Here is a 22,250-nt window from a genome sequence, read left to right on the forward strand (position 1 = left end):
TGCCCGAGGGCGCGGTGGGCGGCGCATCGGTAGCGCCCGCACCCGACTGCGAACCGACGATCACGTTTCTGCCTGCCTCTCCCGTTCCGGCTATCGGACGTCCGGTTGTCTCACATTGGGGTTACCGTTGCGCAAACACCAGCTGTCCGGTTCACGCGCGTCCGGGCCGGCGCAGCCCCCGACAGTCGCACCGTCGGCCCGCCCTATTGTCCCAACACAACCGCGCGTACGGTCTCGCGGGGGCGACGGACGTGTTCGCTCGCGATATGCCGGGGCACGGTCGGCCACGAACTACCCCGTGCGGCCGGACGGTCAGCTGTCGACATGCACGTGCGGGCGCTGATTGGGGTCGGCGACGGCGCGGCGCAGGATCTCCCGGGTCACCGGCGCCACCTCGCCCTCACCGACGAACAGGAATTTCAGCAGGTTGAGCAGCGGATTGCCTTCGGTCCATTCGAAATACACGTGCGGATTCATGCCGGTGCGGTCCCGTATCGCGAGCAGGATCGCGGCGATCGAGTTGGGCACCGCTGCGGCTTCGACGGAAAGGATCTTGTAGCAGTCGATTTCGACCGCGCCGACGTGCAGGTCGGTGGAGAATTCCGAGGCGTCCTTGACGATCACCTCGAGGAACAGGATCGGCGCCTTGGCCGGGATGTGGCTCTCGATCCGCTGTTCGGCTTCCTTCTGCCGGTAGTCGTCGGGCCGGCGGGCGTCGACGTCGTCGAGGTCGTGGGTGACGATGCGGATGGTGCCCGAGGCGGCGATCTTGTCGATCAGCCAGGCGGCCTTGTCGTCGAAGTCGACCTCGATGGCCCGTAATTCGAAGGCGCGCCGCGCCCGTGAGACGAACGACACCACGATGATGGCGATGATGAACAGCGAGGCCAACTGCACGCCCTCGGGTCGTTCCACGATATTGGCGATGGTGGTGTAGACGAACACGGCCGCCACGGCGCCGAATCCGAAAGCCTTGCCGCGCTGATGTTTTCGCGCCGCGGACAGGGTGACGGCGACGGCGGCGGAGGTGATCAGCACCAGCACGCCGGTGGCGTAGGCGCCGCCCTGGGCGTCGACGTCGGCGTCGAAGTACCAGGTGATGCCGAAGGCGATCACCGCGAACACCAGCACCAGCGGCCGGGTGGCGCGCGCCCATTCCGGCGCCATGCCGTAGCGGGGCAGATAGCGCGGCACGAGGTTCAGCAGTCCGGCCATGGCCGAGGCGCCGGCGAACCACAGGATGGCGATGGTGGAGATGTCGTAGACGGTGCCGAAGCCGTTGCCCAGGTACTGGTGGGCCAGATAGGCGAGTGCGCGGCCGTTGGCGGATCCGCCGGATTCGAATTCGCGCTCCGGGATCAGCACCACGGTGATGAAGCTGGTGACGATGAGGAATGCGCTCATGATCAGCGCGGCGGTGGTCAGCAGTTTGCGCGCGCCGAGGATGCGGCGTTCCGGGTGTTCCTCGGTGTCGTCGGGGCCGCCTTTGATCTGCGGCATCACCGCCACTCCGGTTTCGAAGCCCGACAGTCCTAGCGCGAGTTTGGGGAATACGAGCAGCGAGATGCCCACCATCGCGAAGACGCTGCCGTGCTGGGCGGTCATGGCGTGGCCCCAGTCCACGACCAGGTGCGAGGCGGTGGCGACCTGCCACACGCCCACGACCGCGACGACCAGGTTCAAGGCGAGATAGACCCCGACCAGCCCGATCGCGATGCGGATCGCCTCGGCGAATCCCTTGAGGAAGATCGCTGCCAGCAGGGCGAGGAGGGTGAGGGTGATCGCGAGGCCGTGCCCGCGCAGCGCGTGCGGCACGAACGGGTTCTCGACGATGTGGGCGGCGCCGTCGGCCGCAGACAGCGTCATCGTGATCACGAAGTCGGTGGCGGCGAATCCGAGCAGGACGAGGATGAACAGTTTGCCGGTCCAGCGGGGCAGGATGTCGGCGAACATGGCCAGCGACCCGCCGCCGTGCGGGGATTCGCGGGCCACCCGCCGATACACCGGCAGCGCGCCCAGCAATGTCAGCGCGACCAGGACCAGCGTCGCCAGCGGGGACAGCACACCGGCGGCCAGGGCGGCGATGCCGGGCTGATAGCCGAGGGTGGAGAAGTAGTCGACGCCGGTCAGGCACATCACCTGCCACCACGACCGTTGGTGCTGTTCTTCGGCCTGCTTCACCATCGGGCCGGGATGGTGGGAGTAGCGGTCCTCGTCGGCGCCCTGCAGCAACCATTCCGTCAAAGCCGAACGCGGTCGTCCGGTGGCGGTGGCGGTCACGTGGTCCCCCTCGGGAGCATCTGTCCGGGCATCCCGGAGTCCAGCGATATCCGGGTCAATGTACGTGGGCCGCCACCGGAGTCGCGCGGACCGGATGCGCTGCCCCGCAACATAAAACGGCAAATCAGACACCATATCCGACAAATCCGGCGCTGCACCGGCCGGCGACTCCGGTTCACCGGCCGCGTGGCGCTGTGAGCGGAGTCACCCACCCCGATATCATCGCAGGTGGATCCCGCCGCTCGAGCCGGCCGCGCCGCCGGAGCCCGGTTTGCCGGACCGCCCACCGGGTACCCGTGTGTTTCGTGTCCCCCGTCGCGGTTTCGCGGCCGGGCGCGCAGCAACCGAAAACAGGTGAGGAGGAGCGCGCGTGAGCACCAGCCTGCCGCACGCCCAGCAACGACGTTCGGTGGCCGCCGCGGCCATGGGTAACGCCACCGAGTGGTACGACTACGGCGTCTACGCGGCCACGGCCTCCTATCTGACCGACGCGTTCTTCCCCGGCTCGCTGGGCACCCTGGGCACACTGCTCGGTTTCGCCATCTCCTTCGTGCTGCGCCCGATCGGCGGCATGGTGTGGGGTCCGCTCGGCGATCGGGTGGGCCGCAAAGTGGTGCTGGCCACCACGATCCTGTTGATGGCCGCGGCCACGGGCTGCATCGGCATCCTGCCCGCCCATTCGGCGGTGGGTATCGCCGCGCCGATTCTGCTGATCCTGTTGCGCGTGGTGCAGGGTTTCTCGACCGGCGGCGAATACGGTGGCGCGGCCACCTACATCGCGGAATCGACCGATGAGCGCCGCCGTGGATTCCTCGGCAGCTTCCTCGAATTCGGCACCCTGTGCGGATTCGTCGGTGGCTCCACGGTGGTACTGATCCTGCAGGTTCTGCTCTCCGACGACGCGATGGAATCGTGGGGCTGGCGGATCCCGTTCCTGCTGGCGGTGCCGCTGGGTCTGATCGGCTGGTATCTGCGCAGCAAGCTCGACGAGTCGCCGGTGTTCACCGAGGTCGCCGAGCATCAGAAGGCCCAGGGCGGGTTGCGGATTCTGTTGCGCGACTACCGCCGCGAACTGCTGACCATCGCCGGGCTGGTGGTCGCGCTCAACGTCGTCAACTACACGCTGCTGGCATATCAGCCGACGTATCTGCACAACACGTTGGGCATGGGCGATTCCGAGACCACGGCGATGGTGCTGATCGGTCAGATCGTGATGGCGCTGGTGCTGCCGCTCTCGGGTGCGGTCTCCGACCGGGTGGGGCGGCGGCCGATGTGGCTGGTGTCGCTGGTGGGGCTGGCGGTGCTGGCGATCCCCATGTACTGGCTGATGGGTCAGGGTGCGGCGTGGGCGATCGTCGGCTTCGTCGTGCTCGGCCTGCTGTATGTTCCGCAGCTGTCGACGATTTCGGCGACGTTCCCGGCGATCTTCCCGACGCAGGTCCGGTACGCGGGATTCGCGTTGGGCTACAACATCTCCACCGCCGCGTTCGGTGGTACCGCGCCGCTGATCAACGAGTCGGTCATCGATGCCACCGGCTGGCATCTGTTCCCCGCCTATTACATGGTCGGGGCGTGCCTGGTGGGTTTGGTGGCGTGGTTCTTCCTGCGGGAGACCGCGGGCGTTTCGCTGGCCGGTACCGAGGTTCCCGACGCGGCCGACGAGGAACCGGTTCCGCAGCCGACTTGAGCCACCCCGTCCACGGCTTGCGGCGGATGCCGCGCTCGTGTGTGATCGAGCGAGCCCGCATGCGGCAGGCACGGCCGGGAAGGAACGACGAGCCCAGATGCTCCCATTGGAGTCCGGTGATCCGGCGACCATCGGCCCGTATCGTCTGCTCGGGGTGCTCGGCGCCGGTGGGATGGGCCGGGTCTATCTGGGCCGCAACGCCGGTGGCCGCACCGTCGCGGTGAAGGTGGTACGCCCGGATCTGTCCGATGATCCCGAGTTCCGCACCCGATTCCGGCGGGAGGTGGCCGCTGCGCGACGGGTGACGGGTGCGCACGCGGTTCCGGTTCTGGATGCCGATGTGGAGGCGCAGCGGCCGTGGCTGGCCACCGGGTATGTGGCGGGGTTGTCGTTGCGTGAGGCGGTGGACTCGTTCGGGCCGCTGCCGGAATCAGCGCTGGTGCCGCTGGCCGCGGGTTTGGCTCGGGCACTGGGCGATGTGCACGCGGCCGGAGTGGTGCACCGCGACCTGAAACCGTCCAACGTGCTGCTGACCCTCGACGGGCCGCGGCTGATCGATTTCGGCATCGCCCGCGCCGTCGACGACGACTCGCTCACCACGACCGGCAAGGTGATCGGTTCGCCGGGATATATGGCGCCGGAACATATTTCGGGCGATGCGCCGGTGGGTCCGGCGGTCGATGTGTTCGCGCTCGGCGGGGTGCTGGTGTATGCCGCCAGCGGCAGCGGGCCCTTCGGCTCGGGTGATTCGATTCCGATGCTGTGGCGGGTGATGCAGGAACCGGCTCGGCTCGACGGCCTGCCGGCGGCGTTGCGTCCGATCGCGGGGGCGTGTCTGGACAAACAGCCCGGTAATCGCCCGACGCCCGCCGATATCGAAAGACAGTGTGCGGCTCTGGGTGACGCCCGGTCGGGGTGGTTGCCGGGACCGATCCTGGAGGCGATCAGTCGGCAGGCGGTGATGCTGCTGGATCTGGATTCCGATCCGGCGCCGCACATTCCGGCACAGCGGCCCGGAACGCCCGAACTTCCCTCGACGCTGATCGGGTCGGCGCGCCGGACCGGCGACGCCGGGCATCCGAACACACCCGGCGCGCCGAGCGAGGCTTCCCAGACGACCGTTCGGCGATCACGTCCGGGCGAGACGGGCCGGCCCTCACCCGATACGACGGGACGGTCCCTGAGCACCGGCATGCCCGGACAGTCGGGTTCATGGCCCGGTGCGCCGTCGCCACCGCCCTCGCCCTGGGCTCCGCACGGCGTCAGCCCGGGCGCCGGGCAGCGCGAAAACTCTCCCGCACAGCGGGATTCGTCGCGGCGCCGGGCGGTCGTGATCGGATGCGTGGCGGTGCTGTTGGTGGCCGCGGCGGTGATCAGTGCCACGCTCGCCTTCCGCAGTGCGTCGTCGGACGGTCCGGGAGCGGCAGTGGGCACCGAAACCGCGGTAGAGACCGGCGCTGTCGAGGAGACGTCGACGCCGGAAGCGACGGCCGAGACGACGGCCGCGGCGAGTGAGTTGTCGGCGCTGCCCGCCGATTACGCGGGCACCTGGAAGGGCACCGCGACCGACGGGCTGGCCACCTACGACATCGTCGTCACCCTGCGCGCGGGCGCGGTGGGGACGGAGCTGGGTAGTGCGAGCAATACCGGCCGAACCAGTGGTGTCACCTGCCGGCGCGCCGAAACCCTCACCTCGGCGAGCGAGTCCGTGATCACGCTGCGCGCCCGCTTGGTGTCGGGGCCGACCTGTATGGACGACGGCCAGTCCTCCACCCTCACGCTGAACCCGGATCACACCCTCGCCTATTCGATGACCGGTCCGATCGGCGCTATCAGCGGAACACTGCGACGCCAGTGAAACTTGTTGCAGCACAATGATTCAACTCAGGCGTCTCAGGAGGGCAGGCGCACCACCGCGATGGCCGGTTCGCTGAGGCTGCCCAGGTACAGCGTGCCGTCGGATTCGGCGACGCCGGTGACCATCGCGTACCGGTCGGCTTCGCGTTGCAGGTCGTGGACGAGGTTGCCGTCGAAGTCGTAGGCCTGCACCCAGACGGTGCGGGCAGGTTTCGGCTGCAGCGCGGGCGGAATGGCGCGCACGATGTGGCGCAGCACGCCGGGCAGCGGGAGCAGCCTGTCCAGGATGGGGTTTCGCGGTGTGACGAGCGCGGCCCAGATGTGGCCGTCGCTGCCGAGCCCGAGGTTGTCGGGGCAGCCGGGCAGGTTCTCCACGAGGTAGTCGGTGTCCCCGGCGCGGGGTCCGGTGAGGTGGTGGCGGGCGATGCGGTAGCTGCCCGTTTCGGCGACCAGCACGCAGGAGCGGTCGGGAGCCAGGACGATGCCGTTGGCGAATTGCAGTCCGTCGACGAGGGTGTCGACGCGCCCGTCGGCGGTGCGGCGAAACAGCCGGCCGGTGCCGGAGTGTTCGAGGATGTCGCCCATGTAGTCGTCGAGCGGGTAGCGGCGGGTGGATTCGGAGAAGTACACGGTGCCGTCGGTGTCGGCGACGACGTTGCTGGCGAAGTTCAGCGGCACGCCGTCGACCCGGTCGCAGAGGGTTTCCGCAGTGCCGTGCGGGCGGTCCAGGCGCAGCAGTCCGCGGTCGGCGTCGCAGATCAGCAGCGATCCGTCGGCCTCGGCGTGCAGGCCCAGGGGGCGGCCGCCGGTGTGTGCGATCTGCTCGACCGCGCCGGTGGCCGGGTCGACGGCGAGGACGGCGCCGTCGGCGATTCCGGTGAGGATTCGCCCGTCGGGTGCGAGTACCACGTCCTCGGGGCCGGTGCCGGGGAGTTCGAACAGCCGCAGTTCGGGCATGGGCGGTTCACTGTGCGGGGCGCGGGCCCGGGCGGGCGCCGGCGGGGGAGTCCAACGGGTCGGCTGGAAAGACATGACTCACCATACCCACGCCCGGTGACCGCGCCGGCCGTCGCGCTGGTGTCAGGCAGGCACGGTCGGGCCGGCGGTGCTGGTGACGTGGACGGGCAGGTTGTCGGCCCACGGCTGGCTTTCGACCATGTCGGCGACTCGCACTGTGCCCCTTTCGAATTCGCCGGTGGCGGCGTCGACGAGGCGGTAGGCCTGCACCTGGGTGTGGATGGGCTGGGCGTCGAGCAGGACGATCCGGACTTCGCCGGGTTCGAAGCGGCAGCGCTGTTGCAGGGCGGCGATGAGTTGTTCGTTGTGCATATGCCCGTCGCCGAAGTTCCAGCCGATGGCGGTGCTGCAGATGCGTTCGCCGTCGGTGATGGTGTATTCGTCTTCGCGGCCGGCGGGCATGGCGCGGTGCACAAGGGTGAACAGGGCGCGGCCGTGGGTGTTCATGGCGCGGAAGGCGTAACCGAGATACAGCGGGATCTGGGCTCGGTCCTTGCCGTAGTAGCGCTCCATCTGCGCCTGCGGCATGCTCGCGATCGCGACGATGTTGCGGTCGATCTTCTGCGCCGCCGAGGGTTTGACGCACCACACCGTGGTGTCCCAGTTGCCGGCGTAGTAGCGCATACCGGGCAGGAACGAGATCCGCGAGGGCAGCAGGTTGCCGGTGATCACGATCGCGACGAGCACCGCGAACAGCAGCACCGGCAGCCACGGGTGTTCCGCGGCGGCGAAGCCGATATCGGCATGCGCGACGAACAGCACCCCGAGCCCGAAGATCATGAACACATTCCACTCGAGTGGCACGCCCATCGGGATGGCGGTGAGGATCGCCAGGTGGAAGCACAGCAGGATCACCGCGGCGACCGTGGTGGGCCAGCCGCCGTGGGAGAAGAACAGCACGATCGGCGCGCACATCTCCACCGCGGTGCCGCTGTGGGCGACCCACCGCGACAACCGTCCCGGGCGCAGGTCGTCGGGGAAGTCGGCGAAGAAACGGCGCTTCAACCATCGCGGGCGCACGATCGGGCTGTTGGACATCATGGTCGAGACCACGAACGGGAAGTGCCGGTTCAGTTTCGAGGTCGCCGCACCCATCCAGATGACGACGAAGACGAGTTTCGCGGCGAGGATCGCGTCGGCGCCGCCGAACAGGAACGCCACCGCGAGCGAGCCGTACACCTCGCCGCGCGCGGCCAGGAAGATCACCTTGTCGCGCAGTGCCAGCACCGCCAGCACGGCCACGACGAGGCCGACGTGCCAGGCCGGCAGGAGTCCGACGTTCGTCTCGAGTGCGGGGATCGGGCCGGTGCCGTCGGACAGCAGCGCCCACAGCAGTACCGCCAGCAGCAGCGCGTAGAGCGCGGCGTCGACCGGGGTGCGCGTGGTGCCGCGGGTGAGCGGGACGACGCGCGGCCACGGTGGGAGCCGGATCGTGCCGGGCCGCAGCCAGTACAGGATGGATCCCATCGGCGGGAAGTAGCGGTTGTTGAGCGGGCCGAATCCGCAGCCGAGCCCGATCACTTCGAACAGCATCGTGTAGAGCACGACCTTTTCGAACACGATCGGTTCCGACCACCAGCTGCCGACGTCGGTGAATCCGTCGATGCCGCTGGTGCTCAGCGCGAACAGCCAGCCGCCGAGGATGTAGAGGCAGATCTTGACCACATAGAACAGGTGCAGCACCACCGGTGTGCCGAAGCCGACCTCGGCCCAGTGCCGCGCCATGAGCCGGATGCGCTCACTGCGGTCGCTGCTCTGCCACTGCTGTTGATCGACGACCGGTAGTTCCGGCTGAACGAACCCCATCAATCTCTCCGTTCCCGCGTCCGCGGCCGGTCACGGCACCATGACCGCGGTGTTGCCTTTCTCGCTCGACGTGACGAGGATGTCGCGGCCGATCGGATCGTCCACCGCGGCAAGGCTTTCCGGCGCCATCAATGCCAGGAACCGGCTGTCGTCGGCGTGCAGGCGCCCGACGACCAGTCCGGTACGCGGCTCGAATGCGTGGCGCACGGTGTAGGTTTCGATCCGCGCCGGTCCGTCGGCGCGCGCCCGGCTGGGCACCTGCGGGGCCGCCGCCACAGCGCGCTGCAACTGTGCGCTGCGGTCGGACACCCAGGGCGCCGGCGTGGTCGAATACACCCCGACCGAATATTTGCTCATGATGCCGCCGTTGGCGCCCACCAGGCCGAAAACGCCGGGCTGCTCCCGCATCCGGGCCACCGTTTCGGCGATCGCGTGCATGGAGTAGTTGTTGCCGGGGCCGCCGAAGAACGGCAATCCGCCGGTCACGGTGAGCCCACGCGGGTCGTCGGTGGCCAGTCCGGTGCCGTCGCAGAAGTTGAACACCGCGACGGGGAAGCAGCTGTAGAGATCGATGGTGGTCAGGTCGTCGAGGCCGATTCCGGCCACCCGCAACGCTTCTCGCGCCGCCGTCCACGCGGCGGGTGCGGCGCCGAGGTCGGGGCGCGCGAGCAGGGTCTGTTCCTCGAGGTCGGCGTGGCCGCGCAGATACACCAGTTTGTCGTCGGGGATGCCGAGTTCGCGGGCTTTGCCCAGCGACATCGCCACGGCCGCGGCGCCGAGGTTGACCAGATCGCGGGCCACCATCAGGCGCGGATACGGGTCGCAGATCATCCGGTTCGCCTCGGTGACGGTCGCCAGTTCCTCGGCGCTGCGCTCGACCGGCGCGGCGGCGAGCGGGTTCTTGGCGGCCACGGAGGTGAACGGCGCCAGCAGCTTTCCCATCTGCAGGCGATACTGCTGCGGTGTCGCGCCCACGCGCGCGCGGCGGGCGTTCTCCAGCAGGCCGTATTGGGTGGGTGCGCCCATGACGGCGTGGGCGATGAGGTTGTCGTCGACGAACGATTCGTATCCGAAGCCGCGGTCCTCGAGCTGCCCGGGGGCGGTTTCGGTGAAGTCGGGTTTGTCGTCTCGTCCGGCGTAGTAGCGCTCGGTCGAGATCGCGTCCGACCCGGTGATCAGCACCGATTCCAGTCGCCCGGCGGCGATGTCGGTGGCGAACTCGGTGAGCAGATGTTGCGGGCCCTGCCCGCCGACCACCTCGAGCACGGCGCGGGCCGGGTCGATGCCCAGTCGCCGCGCCACCGATCGCGGGTAGTTGTCGGAGCGGCCCAGCGGGGCGCGCTCCGGTGCCGAGATCTCGAATTGGCGTACCCCGGCGATGAGTTGGACGCTCGCGGCGGCCTCGGCGTAGCGGATGCCGGTGTCCTCGAGGGCGGCGCGGGCGGCCGCGGCGGCGAGCTCGACCGACGACATCTGCCGGTACTCGGACGTGTCGATGCGGTCGATCGCCTGTCCGACGCCCACGACGACCGGTGTGCGCGCATCCACCATCAGCGGACCCCACCACTGCGTGCGACCGTGCCGGCTCCCCGTCTCATGGATGTGACAGTAACACGGGAAATAGAACCTGTTACAGACGTTTGTCTCAGGTGGTGGCTCGCTGCGAGGCCGCGGCATGCTCGCCGAGATCGGCGAGGGTGAGCCGATGCCGGGGCGCGTGGTCGACGACGGTGTGGCGGGTGGTCACCAGATCGGGACCGACGTGCAGCAACCGGCCCACCGGCAGATCACGCCAGCCGGGGTCGGCGTCCATGCGTTCGGTGGCGATCACCACGGCCGGATGGTCGGCGAGCGCGGATGAATGGGCGCGGAGGGGTCCGGTGCCGGCGTGGTCGAGATGTTTGCCGCCGCCGGGTCCGCCCGCGGCGCGTTCGAGGACGAACAGGTCGTGGGTGTCGGGGTAGCGTAGCGCCCACAGATCCTGCGCGGTGGTGAGCACGAAGTTCAGCGCGAACACCGGCAGGTTGTCCGCGATCCACCCGACCGCCGCGCCGATGCCGGCGACGACATCGCCGTCGTGTTCGTCGATGCATCGGGTGATGAGGGCGAAGACCCGCTCGGAATCGGTCTGCCCGGCGACCAGATCGCGGTAGCCACCGAGGGCGCGTTCCAGTTCCGGCAGGCCGCCGACGACGCCGTTGTGGGCGAACAGCCGCCCGTGTTGTTCGAACGGGTGGGTGTTGGCCGCGACCGTCGCCCCGGTGGAGGCGTAGCGGACGTGGGCGAGGAAGGTCGCCGACTCGCATTCCATGGCCTCTCGCACGAACTGCTTGTCCTCGTAGGCGGCGATGGGCTGTTTGCGCACCAGCGGTTCGCCGTCGGCTTCGAAGGTGCCCAGCCCGGTGCCGTCGGGTTCGCGGCGACTCTGGCGGGCCAGGCTGTCGGGGGCCTCCAGCAACCAGAACGTGGCATGCACCCGCTGCGGTGCCGCACTGAGCCCGAACAATCGGCACATCGATTCACCTTTCGCCGCACCGGCGCTGACCTGATGATCCGTGTCGGACGAAACCGCTTGTCACGGTTCATTATTCAGTGAACGATCTGCGGGGAGCCGAACCGACAACGCGGCCCGGGCCGCCGAACCGACCCTACCCGGCCGCCGCGAAACGCGGGGGCCCTTCGGCCCTGGATCGGCGGTTGCCCGCCGTGCACTATGAGGTGATCGAAACGTGGCGGAGCCGGAAGGGGTGCTCGTGGCGAGGAAACGGTGGAGCGAACTGAACGAGCGGACGCGACGGCTGATCGTGGCCGCGACCGTGGTGGAAGGGATCCTGAAACTGGCGGCGCTGGTCGATATCGCGCGCCGGCCGGCCGCCGAGATCCGAGGGTCGAAACTGCGGTGGGCGACCGCGGTGACGCTGCTCAACTCGGCGGGCGCGGTGCCGATCGCCTACTTCCTCGCCGGGCGCCGGCAACCGGGCACGCACTCCTGAAGCCGGTCACAGTTCGCCGCGATAGTCCTGGCATCGGCAGGGCTGCGTCGGCAGCCCGGCGCCGCGATCGCGCGACACCAGCACTCCGGCGTCCACGGCGCTGCGGCAGCGGCCCGATACCGGGTCGTGCACGATATTGGAATGCCCGCAGTGCGAGCACAATCGGCGCGTCACCTTCCGCGGTACCAGGACCAGCAGCACCAGCGCCGAGAAGGCGACGGTGACACCGACGAACCTGAGCAGATGTGGCCAATCCATCTCACGACCTCACTTTCCGGCCGAGTCCACCGCGGCCGACCGCGATCAACGCCGTCGCAGGTGCATGCCGTAGGGGACCGCCTCGAGCAATGTCACGTTCACCGACGCCCCGCTGGGAATCCGGTACGAGCACACCTGCCCGGGCCGGGCGCCGGTGAGTGCGCTGCCCAGCGGTGACTCGGGCGAGTAGACCTCGAGTTCCTCGGTGTCGGCGCCGTCGCGCCGGCCCAGCAGGAACGTTTCGGTCTGCTCGTCGTCGAACCGGACGGTCAGCACCATCCCGGGTTCGGCGATGCCGTCGTCGGCGGGCGCCTGCCCGACCACGGCACGATCCAGCAACTCCTCCAACTCCAGCCGGCGCAACCGCCGCCCGGCCGCGGACTGCCCGTCCTCGTCGCCCGGGCCGTGTTGCGCCGCCCGCAACTCCAGCAATTCCCGCCGCAGCCGCTCGTACGCGTCCTGCGTCAACCAGACGCTTTCGGTTCCCGTCATCTCATTCTCTTCGTCCACTGCCGACAACACCCGGCCCCCGGACGACACCACATCCGCCGCACCGAGGGTCCACCTCCAGAGTGACCCGCCGGCATACCCGCTACATTGTCGGCAGGAAACAATCTCGGCGGGCGCTGTTGTCGATCCCGGACAGCGTGACGATCGTCCGAAGTTCCGGAAGGAGTCGTGAGCTGCACCGATGGTCAAACTGGACCGGTTGATCAATATCGTGAGCCGCTACGGCGCCCGCCTCCACGGCACAGTCGTGGACCGCGCCGTCGAGATCCACAGCGTCGCGGTCCACGACCCGATCCGCCCGCACGCGGCTACCGGCGATGTGTTCCTCGCGGTCGGTGCGGCCGACCTCGCCGAAGCCCTCACCCTGGGTGTGGACGCCCGCGCCCGGGTGATCGTGGCCCGCACCTCCGAGACACCGGATGCCCGGATCCGGCAGCTGCTCGACGATCGCGGGCCGGCGCTGATGACCGTCGATCCGAGCGTGTCCTGGAGCCAGATCGCCTCGGTCGTCTACGGGCTGGTCCTCGAGGGCCGCGAAACCGAATCCGGCCGCGGTCCCAGCGATCTGTTCGCCCTCGCCGACACCATCTCCGCCTCCCTCGACGGGCCGGTCACCATCGAGGATCAGCTCTCACGCGTGATGGCCTACTCCACCGCGCACCACGACACCGACCCGGTCCGCTCGGACACCATTCTGGGGCGGCGCATGCCCGATCGGGTGCGCCGATTCTTCGAGGAGCAGGGCATTTTCGCGCATCTGGCCCGCTCCGATGCGCCGCGCTACATCCCGCCGGCACCCGAGCACGGACTGCACGGGCGCACGGTGGCCGCGGTGCGCGCGGGCCGGGAACTGCTGGGTTCGGTGTGGGTGTCGGGTCGCGAGCCGCTGTCGGCGGATCGGGCCCGAATCCTGCAGGAGGGCGCGCACACCGTCGCGCTGCATCTGCTGCGGTCCCGGGTCAGTGCCGATCTGGAACGGCAGGTGGAGTCCGAACTGGTCATCGAGCTGATCGAAGGCAGCCCCGACGCGGAGGCCGCGATCGGCAAACTCGGCATCCCGGCCCGCGATCTTCGCGTCATCGCCTTACAAGCGCATGCCGAGCAGGAACGCAACGCCGGCATCCTGCTCGCGTTCGAACGCGCCACGACCGGTTTCGGCTGGTCGCGCCTGGGCCGCAGCACCCTGTTCGGCAATACCGTCTACACCGTGCTGCCCGCCGGTGACGATCCGGCGCCGGCGTATCGGTGGATCGCCGACATCGCCGCGAGCCTGCCCGCGCATATGAGCGTGGTGGCCGGCATCGGCGGCTGCGCCGACGCGCGGGAGTTGCCCGCGAGCCGTCAGGAGGCCGACGAGTGCATGGCGCTGCCGGCGGCCACCACCCCGGCACCGGCCTGCTACGACACCGCCTGGGATCGGGTCCTGATCCAGCGCCTGCGATCGATGGCCTCCACCGGCCGGCTGCCGTCCCGAGATCCCGTCGCCCAGCTGGCGGAGATCGACGAGCGAGCCGGCACCCACTATCTGCCCACGTTGAAGGCATGGCTGGAAGCGCACGGCGATCCGAACACCGCGGCCCGCGCTCTCGACGTCCATCCCAACACCGTGCGTCACCGGATGCGGCGGATGCGTGAACTGGACTTCCTCGATCCGGACGATCCGGCCAAACGCACAGCGATGCTCATCGCTTTGTCGATCCACACCGGCTGATCACCGATCGGCGAAAACCGATGGAGACGATGGTCGGACCTGGCTAGCGTGGCGCGGCGTGAGCATCGACGCGCGCGCCGGGCAGTGGGTGGAACTCAACCGCGCCAATTGGGATGAGCGGGTGACGTGCGCGGAAAACGCTTGCTGCACTTGCAATGTCACATCGGGACCGACACGTTGGCGTGGGCGCGCCACGGCGCGACCGTCACGGGCTTGGACTTCTCCGCGCCGGCCGTGCGCACCGCGACCGGTCTCGCCGCCCGCGTCGGCGTTCCCGGCGCGCGGTTTGTGACCTCGAACGTCTACGACGCAGCGACCATGCTGGACGGGGACCGCTACGACATCGTCTACACCGGTGTCGGCGCACTGGTCTGGTTGCCGGATCTGGTGCGCTGGGCGTCGGTGGTGGCGGAGTTGCTCGCGCCGGATGGATTCCTGTATCTGACCGAATTCCACCCGTTCGGCGACATTCTCGCCGAGCACGACGGCCGCACCGTCGCCTACGACTACTTCGATCCGGCGCCGCAGGTGTGGGAGGAGCCCGGCACCTACGCCGACCCGGACGCGCCGACCACCGCGACTGTGACCGTGCAGTGGCAGCACGGCATCGGCGAGATCGTCACCGCGCTGGCCGCTGCCGGGCTGCGCCTGGATTTCCTCCACGAACACGACTTCACCCTGTACCCGCGCTTCCACAATCTCACCGAGGAGGGCGGGCAGTATCGCCTGCCGCCCGGACAGCCGCGAGTGCCGTTGCTGTTCTCCCTGCGGGCGCCGAAACCGGACTGCTGAGTCACCAAGGCGCTGTGCGGTTTTCGGCGCACACCGGTCTCCGGTGTCGCTGTCAGTGTTCGTCGTAGTGGCCGTCGTGGGCCGCGTGGCGATGGCCGTCGTGGAGATAGTCGACGTGATCGTCGTGCGGGATGGCGACGTGCCCGCAGCCTTCGCCGTGCACATGCTCGTGTTCGGCGTGTTCGGTGTGCCCGGCCGGTTCGCATTCGTCGACGTGGTCGCCGTGCAGCCGATGGATATGCCCGTCGTGCAGGTAGTCGACATGGTCGCCGTGCGGCACCGCGACGTGCCCGCAACCCTCGCCGTGGGTGTGCTCGTGGCCGGGATGGGTGGTGTGCCCACTGCTCGTCATCAGCGTTGCTCCCTTCGCTACGGCTACCATCGATACATTCGTATCCTCGCATGCATCGAGGTATTTGCGAAGGGGTTGCTACAGACCGGACCTCGGGCACTTCGCGTCGACGATCATGCACTGCAGCGCCGGAGCTGGAACACGTCTGCGACGAGGAATTCGGCGCGGTAACCCCATGTCGTCGAGTGCGGGGCGCCGACGGGTTATCCGGTGGCCCGGTGGTGATCCGGTGGCGGGGTGAGGTCTTCGACCACGACGAGATTTCCCCCGGCCTGCTTCGCGCGGTACATGGCGGCGTCGGCGGATTGCAACAGCCGGTCCGGGGTCGGTCGCGGGCATCGCGGGCAGGTCGTCGCGTCGTAGACCGCGACGCCGACGCTGGCGGTCACCTCGACCGTGGTGCCGGACGGTTCGGCGACGGTGCGGCGCAGACGTTCGCCCTCGGCGTGGGCGGCGTCGGCGGCGGCGATCGGCGTGGCGACCACGAATTCCTCGCCGCCCGTGCGGGCCACCACCGCGGTTCGTCCGGCGGCCTCGTGCAGGCGCCGGGCGGTCCGCACGAGCACGGTGTCGCCGACGCGGTGTCCCCAGGTGTCGTTGACGTTTTTGAATTTGTCGAGGTCGAAGGTCATGACGCTGACGGCGGGGTGCTGGTCGACCAGCAGCGGGAGCCGGATCTCCAAGCCGCGGCGGTTCAGCAGTTCGGTCAGGGGATCCGACATCGATTCGGTGCGCAGCAGCCAGTAGAGGATCTGCAGTGCGGGTACCGCGCTGACCACCGACACGAACAGCAGCAATCCGACCGCGACCGCGAGGCGCAGTTGTCCGCCGCCGGTGGCGATGCGCACCGACATCACGATCACCGCCAGCAGCGACCACGCCGAATGGGCCGCCAACACCCGCGCATTGTGGAAGAAGCCGAGGTAGCTGCCGGTGACCACGAGCAGTACCGTGCCCATCGCCGCGAACACCCGATCCGGCACCTGCAGGAATTCCAGGATGAACAGCACGTCGGCGCCGCCGATCAGCAGCAGCGATTCAGTTCTGCCCGGCCAGCGCAGCAACCACCAGCGCAGTGCCCACAACGCCCCGCACGACACCCCGACCGTGGACGCGATGCCGGGATGGCCGGGCGGTCCCACCGGTGATCCCGTGATCACCGCTCCCATCGCCGCGATCATCGCCCCGGCGACACCGACCAGCACTTTCAGCGGACCCAGCGCGGATCGGGCCGTCAGGCTGCGTACCAGCCAGCAGTAGTCGACCGGATCGTTCCACCAGGCCCGCAGTGTCTTGCCGCCATTCATCGACTCACCCTCGCACCCGGCCGGTTGCCCGGCCGTCGCTCGTATCCGGTGCGAGAATCCCGGTGCGAGGATCTCGGGAATCTCATCGGCTGATCCGCAGCAGTCTAGACCGGCAACTCGGACCCTCCGGGCGAAAATGTGCTACTTCCATGACCGGCGCCGCGGATGATCGTCCCCGGTGAATGCTCTCGATGCCGCCTCGCGCCCGTATGGCTCGACCCCACCGCGTGGATCGGCTCAGTGGTCGCCGGCCGCCAGGAGCAGGCGGGCCACCGAGGTCAGCCGGACCGCCATCTCCCGATAGCTGTAGTAGCCCATCCCGGCCTGGATCATCGCCCCGCTGACCGCGATGTTCAGGGCGTCGAGAAGGTCGTCGGTACAGGTGTCGCCCAGGGCGGTGCGGACGCGGTCGCTCATGGCTGCGCCGATGCGGGTGCGCAGGGCCGACACGTCGGGATCGTGGCTGAGGATCGCGGCGGAGGCGGCCAGGCTCAGTTCCGGCTCTTCGGACATCAGCTCGCCCATCTCGGTGAATACGCTCGCCAGCCGCTGCGACGGTGTCTTGCCGGTGACCGGTCGAGCACACCAGGTGCGGATCCGGCGCCAGTACGCTTCGGCCACCAGATGCTGTTTCGCCGAGAAATAGCCGTAGGCGGTCGCGTGCGTGAGCCCGGCGCGCCGGCACACCTCCCGCATGGACAACTGGTCGTAGCCCTGCTCCCGCAACACCTCGAGACCGGCGTCGAGCAGGCGGTCCACGGTCTCGGCGGAGCGGCCGCCCAGCGAGCGCCGGGGCGGGCGGGGTTGTATCGCGGCCTCCACCATGAATCAGACACTAGGATATACGCCTGTAAACAGCAAAAGCCGACGCCGGACCCAGCGGGTGCGGAACTACCGACGAGGCACGATGGCATCCACATCCACTCCCGCGCCGGATCGCGCCGAATTCGATCTGGGGCAGGTCAGCTTGCACGCCTTGACCTGGGGCGATCCCGCGGCGACTCTTGCGCTGTGCCTGCACGGCTACCCCGACACCGCCTGGACGTGGCGCCATCTCGGGCCCGCGCTGGCCGACCACGGGTACTACGCCGTGGCGCCGTTCAGCCGCGGATATGCCCCGTCGACGGTGCCGGCCGACGGTGACGTGTCGACCGGTTCGCGGGTCGCCGACGCACTCGGCATCGCCGAGCGCCTGGGCGCCGAGCGAGCCGTCGTCATCGGCCACGACTGGGGCGCCTTCACCGCGAATGCCCTTGCCGCCCTGCCCGAATCGCCGTTCGGGGCCTTCATCGCGGCGGCGGTTCCACCGTTGGCGAGCGTCAGGATCACCCGCGACGATCTCGCCCGCCACGTGGCGCGGATCCTGGCGCAGTCGGTGAACAGCTGGTACATCCTCGCCAACCAGATTCCGGTCGTTCCCGAACGCTTCTTCACCCCGATGACCGCGTTCCTGTGGCGCCGGTGGTCTCCCGGATACGACGCCACCGACGACCTCGCCCACCTCGCCGCGGCCGCACCGCCGCAGCACCGCTCCGCGATCATCGGCTACTACCGGCAACTGGTCCGCCCGCGGTCGACGCGGCCCCGCGACCTCGACCGGCTGCTGATGTCGCCACCGATCCACCCGATCCTGCAGCTCTACGGCGCCACCGACGGCTGCCTGCGGCCCGGCTTCTTCCAGGATCTCGACCGGCACCTGCCCGTGGGCAGCCGCGTCGTCCGCATCGACGACGCCGGGCATTTCCTGCACCTGGAGAAACCGGAGGCGGTGAACGAGATCATCCTCGACTACCTCGCAGGCGGGCAGTAGCGGTTCACTGCGTCGTTTCCCCGATCAGCCTGCGCAGCAGGGCCGCGTGGTAGAACAGCGACTCGACATCCTCGGGCCGATCCAACTCCCCGAAATGCACCCGGCGCGAGCCGGTGCGCATGAACACACACGCCCACACCACCGCCGAATAGACGTAGAACCACCGCAGATCGCCGAGTTCGACACCGGTGAGGCGCCGATACGTGTCACGAACGTCGTTCTCGCGCAAGACGTCCGGCAATCCCGGCAGTCCGGCGAGCCCGCTCAACTCCTGAAACACCAGGTGCGCGAACACACACCACGCCACATCGAGTTCGCGTGGCCCGACCGTCGTCATCTCCCAATCGAGCACGACGGCGGGACGGAAGTCGCGATAGAGCACGTTGCCGATGCGCGCGTCGCCCCACAGCAACACGGTCTCACCGGCGGCGATCTGTTCGGGCCAGTGCGTGTCGAGCCAGTCGAAGGCGCGCTCGACCAGCGGTGACCGACCGATATCGGCCACCGCGAACTCGTACCACGCCCGCAGCCAGGTGAGGTTCTTGCGCAGGGCGGTGTCGCCGGCGCGGTCGGCGACGAGGAAGTCGAATGCGGTGCCCGCCTCGGGAATCGAGTGCAGGGTGGCGAGCACCTCGATAGTGGCGTCCTGCAGCAGGCGCTGCTGCTCGGGTGCCGCGTCGAAGAACCAGTTGCCGCCGAACGTATACGGCATCACATCGGGCGGGACGATCCCCTCGACGTAGTCCATGATGAAGAAGGGGGCACCCAGCACCGTCGCCGTGTTCTCCAGAAACCGCACCCGCGGAACCGGAATACCGGCCCGACCGGCGGCCTCGATCACAGCGGCTTGATGGTCGAGACGGTAGACGGGAAAGACGGGAACGTCGGAGCCGGTGGGCGCCACCCGCATCACCCATTTCCGGTGCACGGGCACGCCGTCGTCGTCCCATCGGGCGCCGAGCACGATCGTCTCCGAGGACATGCCGTTGGCGTCGATCCCGCCGACGACGGAGATCTCGGGCCGCTGCCCGTCCGGCATGACCGTGGCCAGCCAGTCGGCGAGCAGCGCGGGCAACTGGGTGACGTCGCGGCTCGAACTTTGCAGCCGGCTGACGTTCTCCACGGTCGGTTCGCTGGCCACAGGCCGGCTCCTTTCACTCGGGCGGGTCACCCACGGGCCACTCGGCGCTCATCGGGCGCCGATCGTGACCGGCATATGCCGGATACCGCTGTGTTTGTTGCTGCGGACGTACTCGACGGGCCCACGCGGAGTGAGGGTTTCGACCCGATCGAGCAGCGCGTCGAACATGACCCGCATCTCCATCCGCGCGAGCGAGGCGCCCAGGCAGAAATGCACGCCCCGCCCGAAAGCCAGGTGCGGGTTGGGGTTTCGGGTGATGTCGAACCGGTGGGGATCGGTGAACACACTGTCGTCGCGGTTGGCCGAGGCCCACCACAGCGTGACCTTGTCACCGGCGGCGATGCGGTGGCTGCCGATCCACACGTCCGCGGTGGCCGTGCGCCGGTTGTAGGGGGTGGAGGACGCCCAGCGCAACATCTCCTCGACCGCGGCCGGGAGGCGAGTCCTGTCCTGCTGCAACTGTTTCCACAGTTGCGGCGATTCGCTGAGCGCGGCCATGCCGAGAGCGATGGAGTTGCGTGTGGTCTCGCTGCCCGCGGCGACGATCAGGCTCAAGAACAGGTGTTGTTCGGCGTCGGTCAGCGGCTCGCCGTCGACGAGGGCGTGCGTGATCACCGACAACAGATCCGCACCCGGTGCGCCGCGTTTGCGCTGCAGCAGGCCCGCGGCATAGGCGAACATGCGGGCCTGTGCCCGGGCGAGACGGTCGTCGACCTCGCCGACTTCGCGGCCATCGTAGTCCAGGGTGACGTCGGCCCAGTTCATCAGTTCGTGGCGATCGGCTTGCGGCACACCGGCCAGCTCGGCGACGGCCTGCAGCGGCAGTTCCGCAGCCACATCGGTGAGAAAGTCGCACTCGCCCTTCGCCACCGCCGCATCCACGATGGCGGCCGCGCGCCGGCGCAGGTCGTCCTCGATCCGCCGCAGCGCCCGCGGGGTGGTGCTGGGTGCGAGCAGGCGACGGATCTTCGCGTGGCGGGGGTCGTCCATCATGTTCAGCAGCGCCCCGACCGGCACGCCCAGCGGCATATCCTCGAGCGTCGTGCCGCCGCCGTCGCGTCCGCCGCCGGATTCGGAGGAGAAGACCGTGGTGTCGGTGGCCGCGGCGACGATGTCGCCGTATCGGCTGAGCACCCAGAAACCGTCGCCACCGGGGCTGTGCGCGGTGGGCGGATGAAACCAGACCGGCGCCTCGCGTCGCAGCCGATCGAATATCGGATGCGGGAAGCCGTTGGTGAACCGGTCCAGGTCGGTGAGGTCGATGTCCCCGTGCACGACGTGTCACCTCCTTGCCCACATCACGCTTGCCCACATCAGGAGATCGCCTGTCGGCGGCTGCCGGGCGCCATCGCACGACCCCGGCAGCCTGCACCTTACAGGTGTCAATCCGGCCGTAAGGCGATATTGGGAGCGCTCGGTCCCACCCCGCCGATCGGAACGGCGGTCACGGTGTCTGCCCGATCTGGCGCAGGAACCTCAGGTTGTCCTCGATATGCCAATCCTCGATGATCCGGGCGTGGTCGTCGCCGAGGTGCTGGATGTCGATGGCGTCGAATTCGATGGCCTGCCCGGAACCGCCGGCCCCGTTGTAACTGCCGATGAAATGGCCGCGGAAGACCAGCCGTGCCGTGAGGGTGTCTCCGGTGACGTACAAATCCGACAGCTCACAGGTGAGGTCGGGGACGGCGGCGCGGAAGGCCTTCGACGCCGCGGCGGGTCCGGCCGGTCCCTGGGGCCGGCCCGGCGGCAGGGTGTTGTCGCGGAACGACGGTGTGACAGCTTGCCGGAGGTAGTCGACGTTGCCGGTGTTCCAGAAGGTGTAGAGCCGTTGTGCCGCACGAACTTCGCGTGCGGCCCGGTCGGCGCCGAGTCCGCCGTCGATGTGCACGGCTCGCGGTACGACCAGGTCGCCGGAACGGTCGACGGGGTCGGCCGGGTGCGGCGGCTGCGCCGAGCAGGCACCGAGAAGCAGTGCGGCGCAGACGAACAGCGCGATCCTCATCCTCATGCCAGTCTCCCGCCGCCGTCGACATGCAGGGTGGTGCCGGTGAGGAAGGGGTTGGTCAGCGCCAGCAGTGCCGCGGCGGAGATGTCGGCCGGTGTCCCGACCCGGCGAGCCGGATTGCGATGGGCGACGGTCCGGAAGAACTCCTCTTTTCCCGGGCCGTCCCACACACCCGAGTCGACGATGCCGGGGGAGATCGCGGTGACGCGCACCGGCGCCAGCTCGACCGCCAGCGCCTCGGCCAGAGCGGCGGCCGCCGCGTTGGTGGTGGCCATCACCGCCCGCCCCGGGGCCGGCCGCCACGCCGCGACACCGGAGAACAGCAGCATCGCACCTCCGGCGCGAAATCGCGGAGCGAAGTGTTTGGCGAGCAGGATCGGCCCGATCACCTTGGCATCGAAGGCGCGGCGCACCGCATCGTGGTCGAGTGTGGTGACCGGACCGTTGGCGTGGTCGGCGGCTGGTGACACCAGGTAGTCCACCTCGCCGATACGTTCGGCCACGGCGCGCACGGTTGCCTCGTCTGCCAGGTCCACTTCGGGCCGGCCCACCGAAACCACCTGTGCCCCTCGCGCTTCGGCGTCGAGGGCGATCCGGCGGCCGACGCCCGATCCGGTGCCGATGATGAGCATCTTCTTGTCTTGCAGCGTTGTCATGCCCGGTTCAGCAGCGCACCGGCGAAAGATAATCCCTTCGCCAGATGAATGTTTTCAATCCATGCCAT

At 68.9% G+C, this 22,250-nt stretch carries 20 protein-coding genes; 6 read left to right on the plus strand and 14 right to left on the minus strand.

All coding sequences use genetic code 11. From position 1 onward, the window contains the following. Positions 1-312: 312 nt before the first annotated feature. Complete coding sequence (locus tag C8258_RS30550) at positions 313-2,184, minus strand: amino acid transporter (RefSeq protein ID WP_233225447.1); 1,872 nt, start codon at positions 2,182-2,184, stop codon at positions 313-315. Between the two features lie 520 nt (positions 2,185-2,704). Here C8258_RS30550 and C8258_RS30555 point away from each other — a divergent pair. Together C8258_RS30555 and C8258_RS30560 are read left to right on the plus strand one after the other, a co-directional pair. Beyond that, complete coding sequence (locus tag C8258_RS30555) at positions 2,705-3,967, plus strand: MFS transporter (protein WP_106958114.1); 1,263 nt, start codon at positions 2,705-2,707, stop codon at positions 3,965-3,967. Between the two features lie 97 nt (positions 3,968-4,064). Next, on the plus strand, positions 4,065-5,825 hold the full coding sequence (locus tag C8258_RS30560) for a serine/threonine-protein kinase (protein WP_106958091.1): 1,761 nt from the start codon (positions 4,065-4,067) through the stop codon (positions 5,823-5,825). A gap of 35 nt (positions 5,826-5,860) precedes the next feature. Here C8258_RS30560 and C8258_RS30565 read toward each other — a convergent pair whose 3' ends face one another. From C8258_RS30565 to C8258_RS30580, 4 genes are all read right to left on the minus strand, one after another. Then, positions 5,861-6,781 carry an SMP-30/gluconolactonase/LRE family protein gene (locus tag C8258_RS30565; protein WP_106958092.1) on the minus strand — a complete coding sequence of 307 codons (921 nt, stop codon included), beginning with the start codon at positions 6,779-6,781 and terminating at the stop codon, positions 5,861-5,863. 123 nt (positions 6,782-6,904) lie between these two features. Then, positions 6,905-8,647, minus strand: coding sequence for a DUF3556 domain-containing protein (locus C8258_RS30570; protein WP_106958093.1), 1,743 nt, complete (start codon positions 8,645-8,647; stop codon positions 6,905-6,907). Positions 8,648-8,677: 30 nt separating this feature from the next. Continuing rightward, on the minus strand, positions 8,678-10,201 hold the full coding sequence (locus C8258_RS30575) for an acetyl-CoA acetyltransferase (RefSeq protein WP_199195906.1): 1,524 nt from the start codon (positions 10,199-10,201) through the stop codon (positions 8,678-8,680). Between the two features lie 91 nt (positions 10,202-10,292). After that, a complete protein-coding gene (locus C8258_RS30580) occupies positions 10,293-11,162 on the minus strand; it encodes a class II glutamine amidotransferase (protein WP_106958095.1) in 870 nt (289 codons plus the stop codon). 238 nt (positions 11,163-11,400) lie between these two features. Between C8258_RS30580 and C8258_RS30585 the strand changes: the two genes are divergently transcribed. Further along, entirely contained in the window at positions 11,401-11,640 is a 240-nt protein-coding gene (locus C8258_RS30585; protein ID WP_106958115.1) for a DUF5652 family protein, read from the plus strand. Between the two features lie 6 nt (positions 11,641-11,646). Here the strand turns inward: C8258_RS30585 and C8258_RS30590 are convergent, their stop codons facing one another. Together C8258_RS30590 and C8258_RS30595 are read right to left on the minus strand one after the other, a co-directional pair. Continuing rightward, positions 11,647-11,898: a hypothetical protein gene (locus C8258_RS30590; RefSeq protein WP_106958096.1), complete on the minus strand. Its 252-nt coding sequence runs from the start codon at positions 11,896-11,898 to the stop codon at positions 11,647-11,649. A gap of 45 nt (positions 11,899-11,943) precedes the next feature. Beyond that, entirely contained in the window at positions 11,944-12,390 is a 447-nt protein-coding gene (locus C8258_RS30595) for a GreA/GreB family elongation factor (protein WP_036505644.1), read from the minus strand. A 199-nt stretch (positions 12,391-12,589) separates the two neighbouring features. Here C8258_RS30595 and C8258_RS30600 point away from each other — a divergent pair, with 199 nt between their 5' ends. Next, positions 12,590-14,119 carry a CdaR family transcriptional regulator gene (locus tag C8258_RS30600; RefSeq protein WP_106958097.1) on the plus strand — a complete coding sequence of 510 codons (1,530 nt, stop codon included), beginning with the start codon at positions 12,590-12,592 and terminating at the stop codon, positions 14,117-14,119. Between the two features lie 126 nt (positions 14,120-14,245). After that, on the plus strand, positions 14,246-14,911 hold the full coding sequence (locus tag C8258_RS30605) for a bifunctional 2-polyprenyl-6-hydroxyphenol methylase/3-demethylubiquinol 3-O-methyltransferase UbiG (RefSeq protein WP_106958098.1): 666 nt from the start codon (positions 14,246-14,248) through the stop codon (positions 14,909-14,911). A gap of 52 nt (positions 14,912-14,963) precedes the next feature. On the opposite strand, the gene C8258_RS30610 is transcribed toward C8258_RS30605, so the two are convergent. The 3 genes from C8258_RS30610 to C8258_RS30620 all read right to left on the minus strand — a co-directional run bounded on the left by C8258_RS30610 (position 14,964) and on the right by C8258_RS30620 (position 17,395). Beyond that, the gene (locus C8258_RS30610) at positions 14,964-15,263 is read right to left on the minus strand and encodes a hypothetical protein (RefSeq protein ID WP_106958099.1); all 300 of its coding nucleotides are present in this window, start codon (positions 15,261-15,263) and stop codon (positions 14,964-14,966) included. Between the two features lie 203 nt (positions 15,264-15,466). Next, positions 15,467-16,570: a GGDEF domain-containing protein gene (locus C8258_RS30615; RefSeq protein WP_036505626.1), complete on the minus strand. Its 1,104-nt coding sequence runs from the start codon at positions 16,568-16,570 to the stop codon at positions 15,467-15,469. Positions 16,571-16,807: 237 nt separating this feature from the next. After that, positions 16,808-17,395, minus strand: a complete 588-nt coding sequence (locus tag C8258_RS30620) for a TetR/AcrR family transcriptional regulator (protein WP_106958100.1) — start codon at positions 17,393-17,395, stop codon at positions 16,808-16,810. A gap of 82 nt (positions 17,396-17,477) precedes the next feature. Here C8258_RS30620 and C8258_RS30625 point away from each other — a divergent pair, with 82 nt between their 5' ends. After that, the gene (locus C8258_RS30625; protein WP_106958101.1) at positions 17,478-18,380 is read left to right on the plus strand and encodes an alpha/beta fold hydrolase; all 903 of its coding nucleotides are present in this window, start codon (positions 17,478-17,480) and stop codon (positions 18,378-18,380) included. A gap of 4 nt (positions 18,381-18,384) precedes the next feature. On the opposite strand, the gene C8258_RS30630 is transcribed toward C8258_RS30625, so the two are convergent. The 4 genes from C8258_RS30630 to C8258_RS30645 form a co-directional block, all read right to left on the minus strand. Then, a complete protein-coding gene (locus C8258_RS30630; protein ID WP_106958102.1) occupies positions 18,385-19,521 on the minus strand; it encodes a phosphotransferase family protein in 1,137 nt (378 codons plus the stop codon). A gap of 48 nt (positions 19,522-19,569) precedes the next feature. After that, complete coding sequence (locus C8258_RS30635) at positions 19,570-20,796, minus strand: cytochrome P450 (RefSeq protein WP_106958103.1); 1,227 nt, start codon at positions 20,794-20,796, stop codon at positions 19,570-19,572. Between the two features lie 169 nt (positions 20,797-20,965). Next, positions 20,966-21,529, minus strand: coding sequence for an ester cyclase (locus C8258_RS30640; RefSeq protein ID WP_106958104.1), 564 nt, complete (start codon positions 21,527-21,529; stop codon positions 20,966-20,968). Next, the gene (locus C8258_RS30645) at positions 21,526-22,182 is read right to left on the minus strand and encodes an SDR family oxidoreductase (protein WP_106958105.1); all 657 of its coding nucleotides are present in this window, start codon (positions 22,180-22,182) and stop codon (positions 21,526-21,528) included. The genes C8258_RS30640 and C8258_RS30645 overlap by 4 nt, the downstream gene beginning before the upstream one ends. Between the last annotated feature and the right edge of the window lie 68 nt (positions 22,183-22,250).

This window comes from Nocardia sp. MDA0666 (assembly GCF_003023875.1).
In the GTDB taxonomy this organism is placed as follows: Bacteria; Actinomycetota; Actinomycetes; order Mycobacteriales; family Mycobacteriaceae; genus Nocardia; species Nocardia aobensis.

Bases quoted from the DNA above. Each gene is read 5' to 3' on its own strand.
- C8258_RS30560 (WP_106958091.1), top strand. From the start codon at position 4,065: ATGCTCCCATTGGAGTCCGGTGATCCGGCGACCATCGGCCCGTATCGT.
- C8258_RS30565 (WP_106958092.1), bottom strand. From the start codon at position 6,781: ATGCCCGAACTGCGGCTGTTCGAACTCCCCGGCACCGGCCCCGAGGAC.
- C8258_RS30600 (WP_106958097.1), top strand. From the start codon at position 12,590: ATGGTCAAACTGGACCGGTTGATCAATATCGTGAGCCGCTACGGCGCC.
- C8258_RS30580 (WP_106958095.1), bottom strand. From the start codon at position 11,162: ATGTGCCGATTGTTCGGGCTCAGTGCGGCACCGCAGCGGGTGCATGCC.
- C8258_RS30570 (WP_106958093.1), bottom strand. From the start codon at position 8,647: ATGGGGTTCGTTCAGCCGGAACTACCGGTCGTCGATCAACAGCAGTGG.
- C8258_RS30620 (WP_106958100.1), bottom strand. From the start codon at position 17,395: ATGGTGGAGGCCGCGATACAACCCCGCCCGCCCCGGCGCTCGCTGGGC.
- C8258_RS30610 (WP_106958099.1), bottom strand. From the start codon at position 15,263: ATGACGAGCAGTGGGCACACCACCCATCCCGGCCACGAGCACACCCAC.
- C8258_RS30550 (WP_233225447.1), bottom strand. From the start codon at position 2,184: ATGGTGAAGCAGGCCGAAGAACAGCACCAACGGTCGTGGTGGCAGGTG.
- C8258_RS30615 (WP_036505626.1), bottom strand. From the start codon at position 16,570: ATGAATGGCGGCAAGACACTGCGGGCCTGGTGGAACGATCCGGTCGAC.
- C8258_RS30595 (WP_036505644.1), bottom strand. From the start codon at position 12,390: ATGACGGGAACCGAAAGCGTCTGGTTGACGCAGGACGCGTACGAGCGG.
- C8258_RS30640 (WP_106958104.1), bottom strand. From the start codon at position 21,529: ATGAGGATGAGGATCGCGCTGTTCGTCTGCGCCGCACTGCTTCTCGGT.
- C8258_RS30590 (WP_106958096.1), bottom strand. From the start codon at position 11,898: ATGGATTGGCCACATCTGCTCAGGTTCGTCGGTGTCACCGTCGCCTTC.
- C8258_RS30555 (WP_106958114.1), top strand. From the start codon at position 2,705: ATGGGTAACGCCACCGAGTGGTACGACTACGGCGTCTACGCGGCCACG.
- C8258_RS30625 (WP_106958101.1), top strand. From the start codon at position 17,478: ATGGCATCCACATCCACTCCCGCGCCGGATCGCGCCGAATTCGATCTG.
- C8258_RS30645 (WP_106958105.1), bottom strand. From the start codon at position 22,182: ATGACAACGCTGCAAGACAAGAAGATGCTCATCATCGGCACCGGATCG.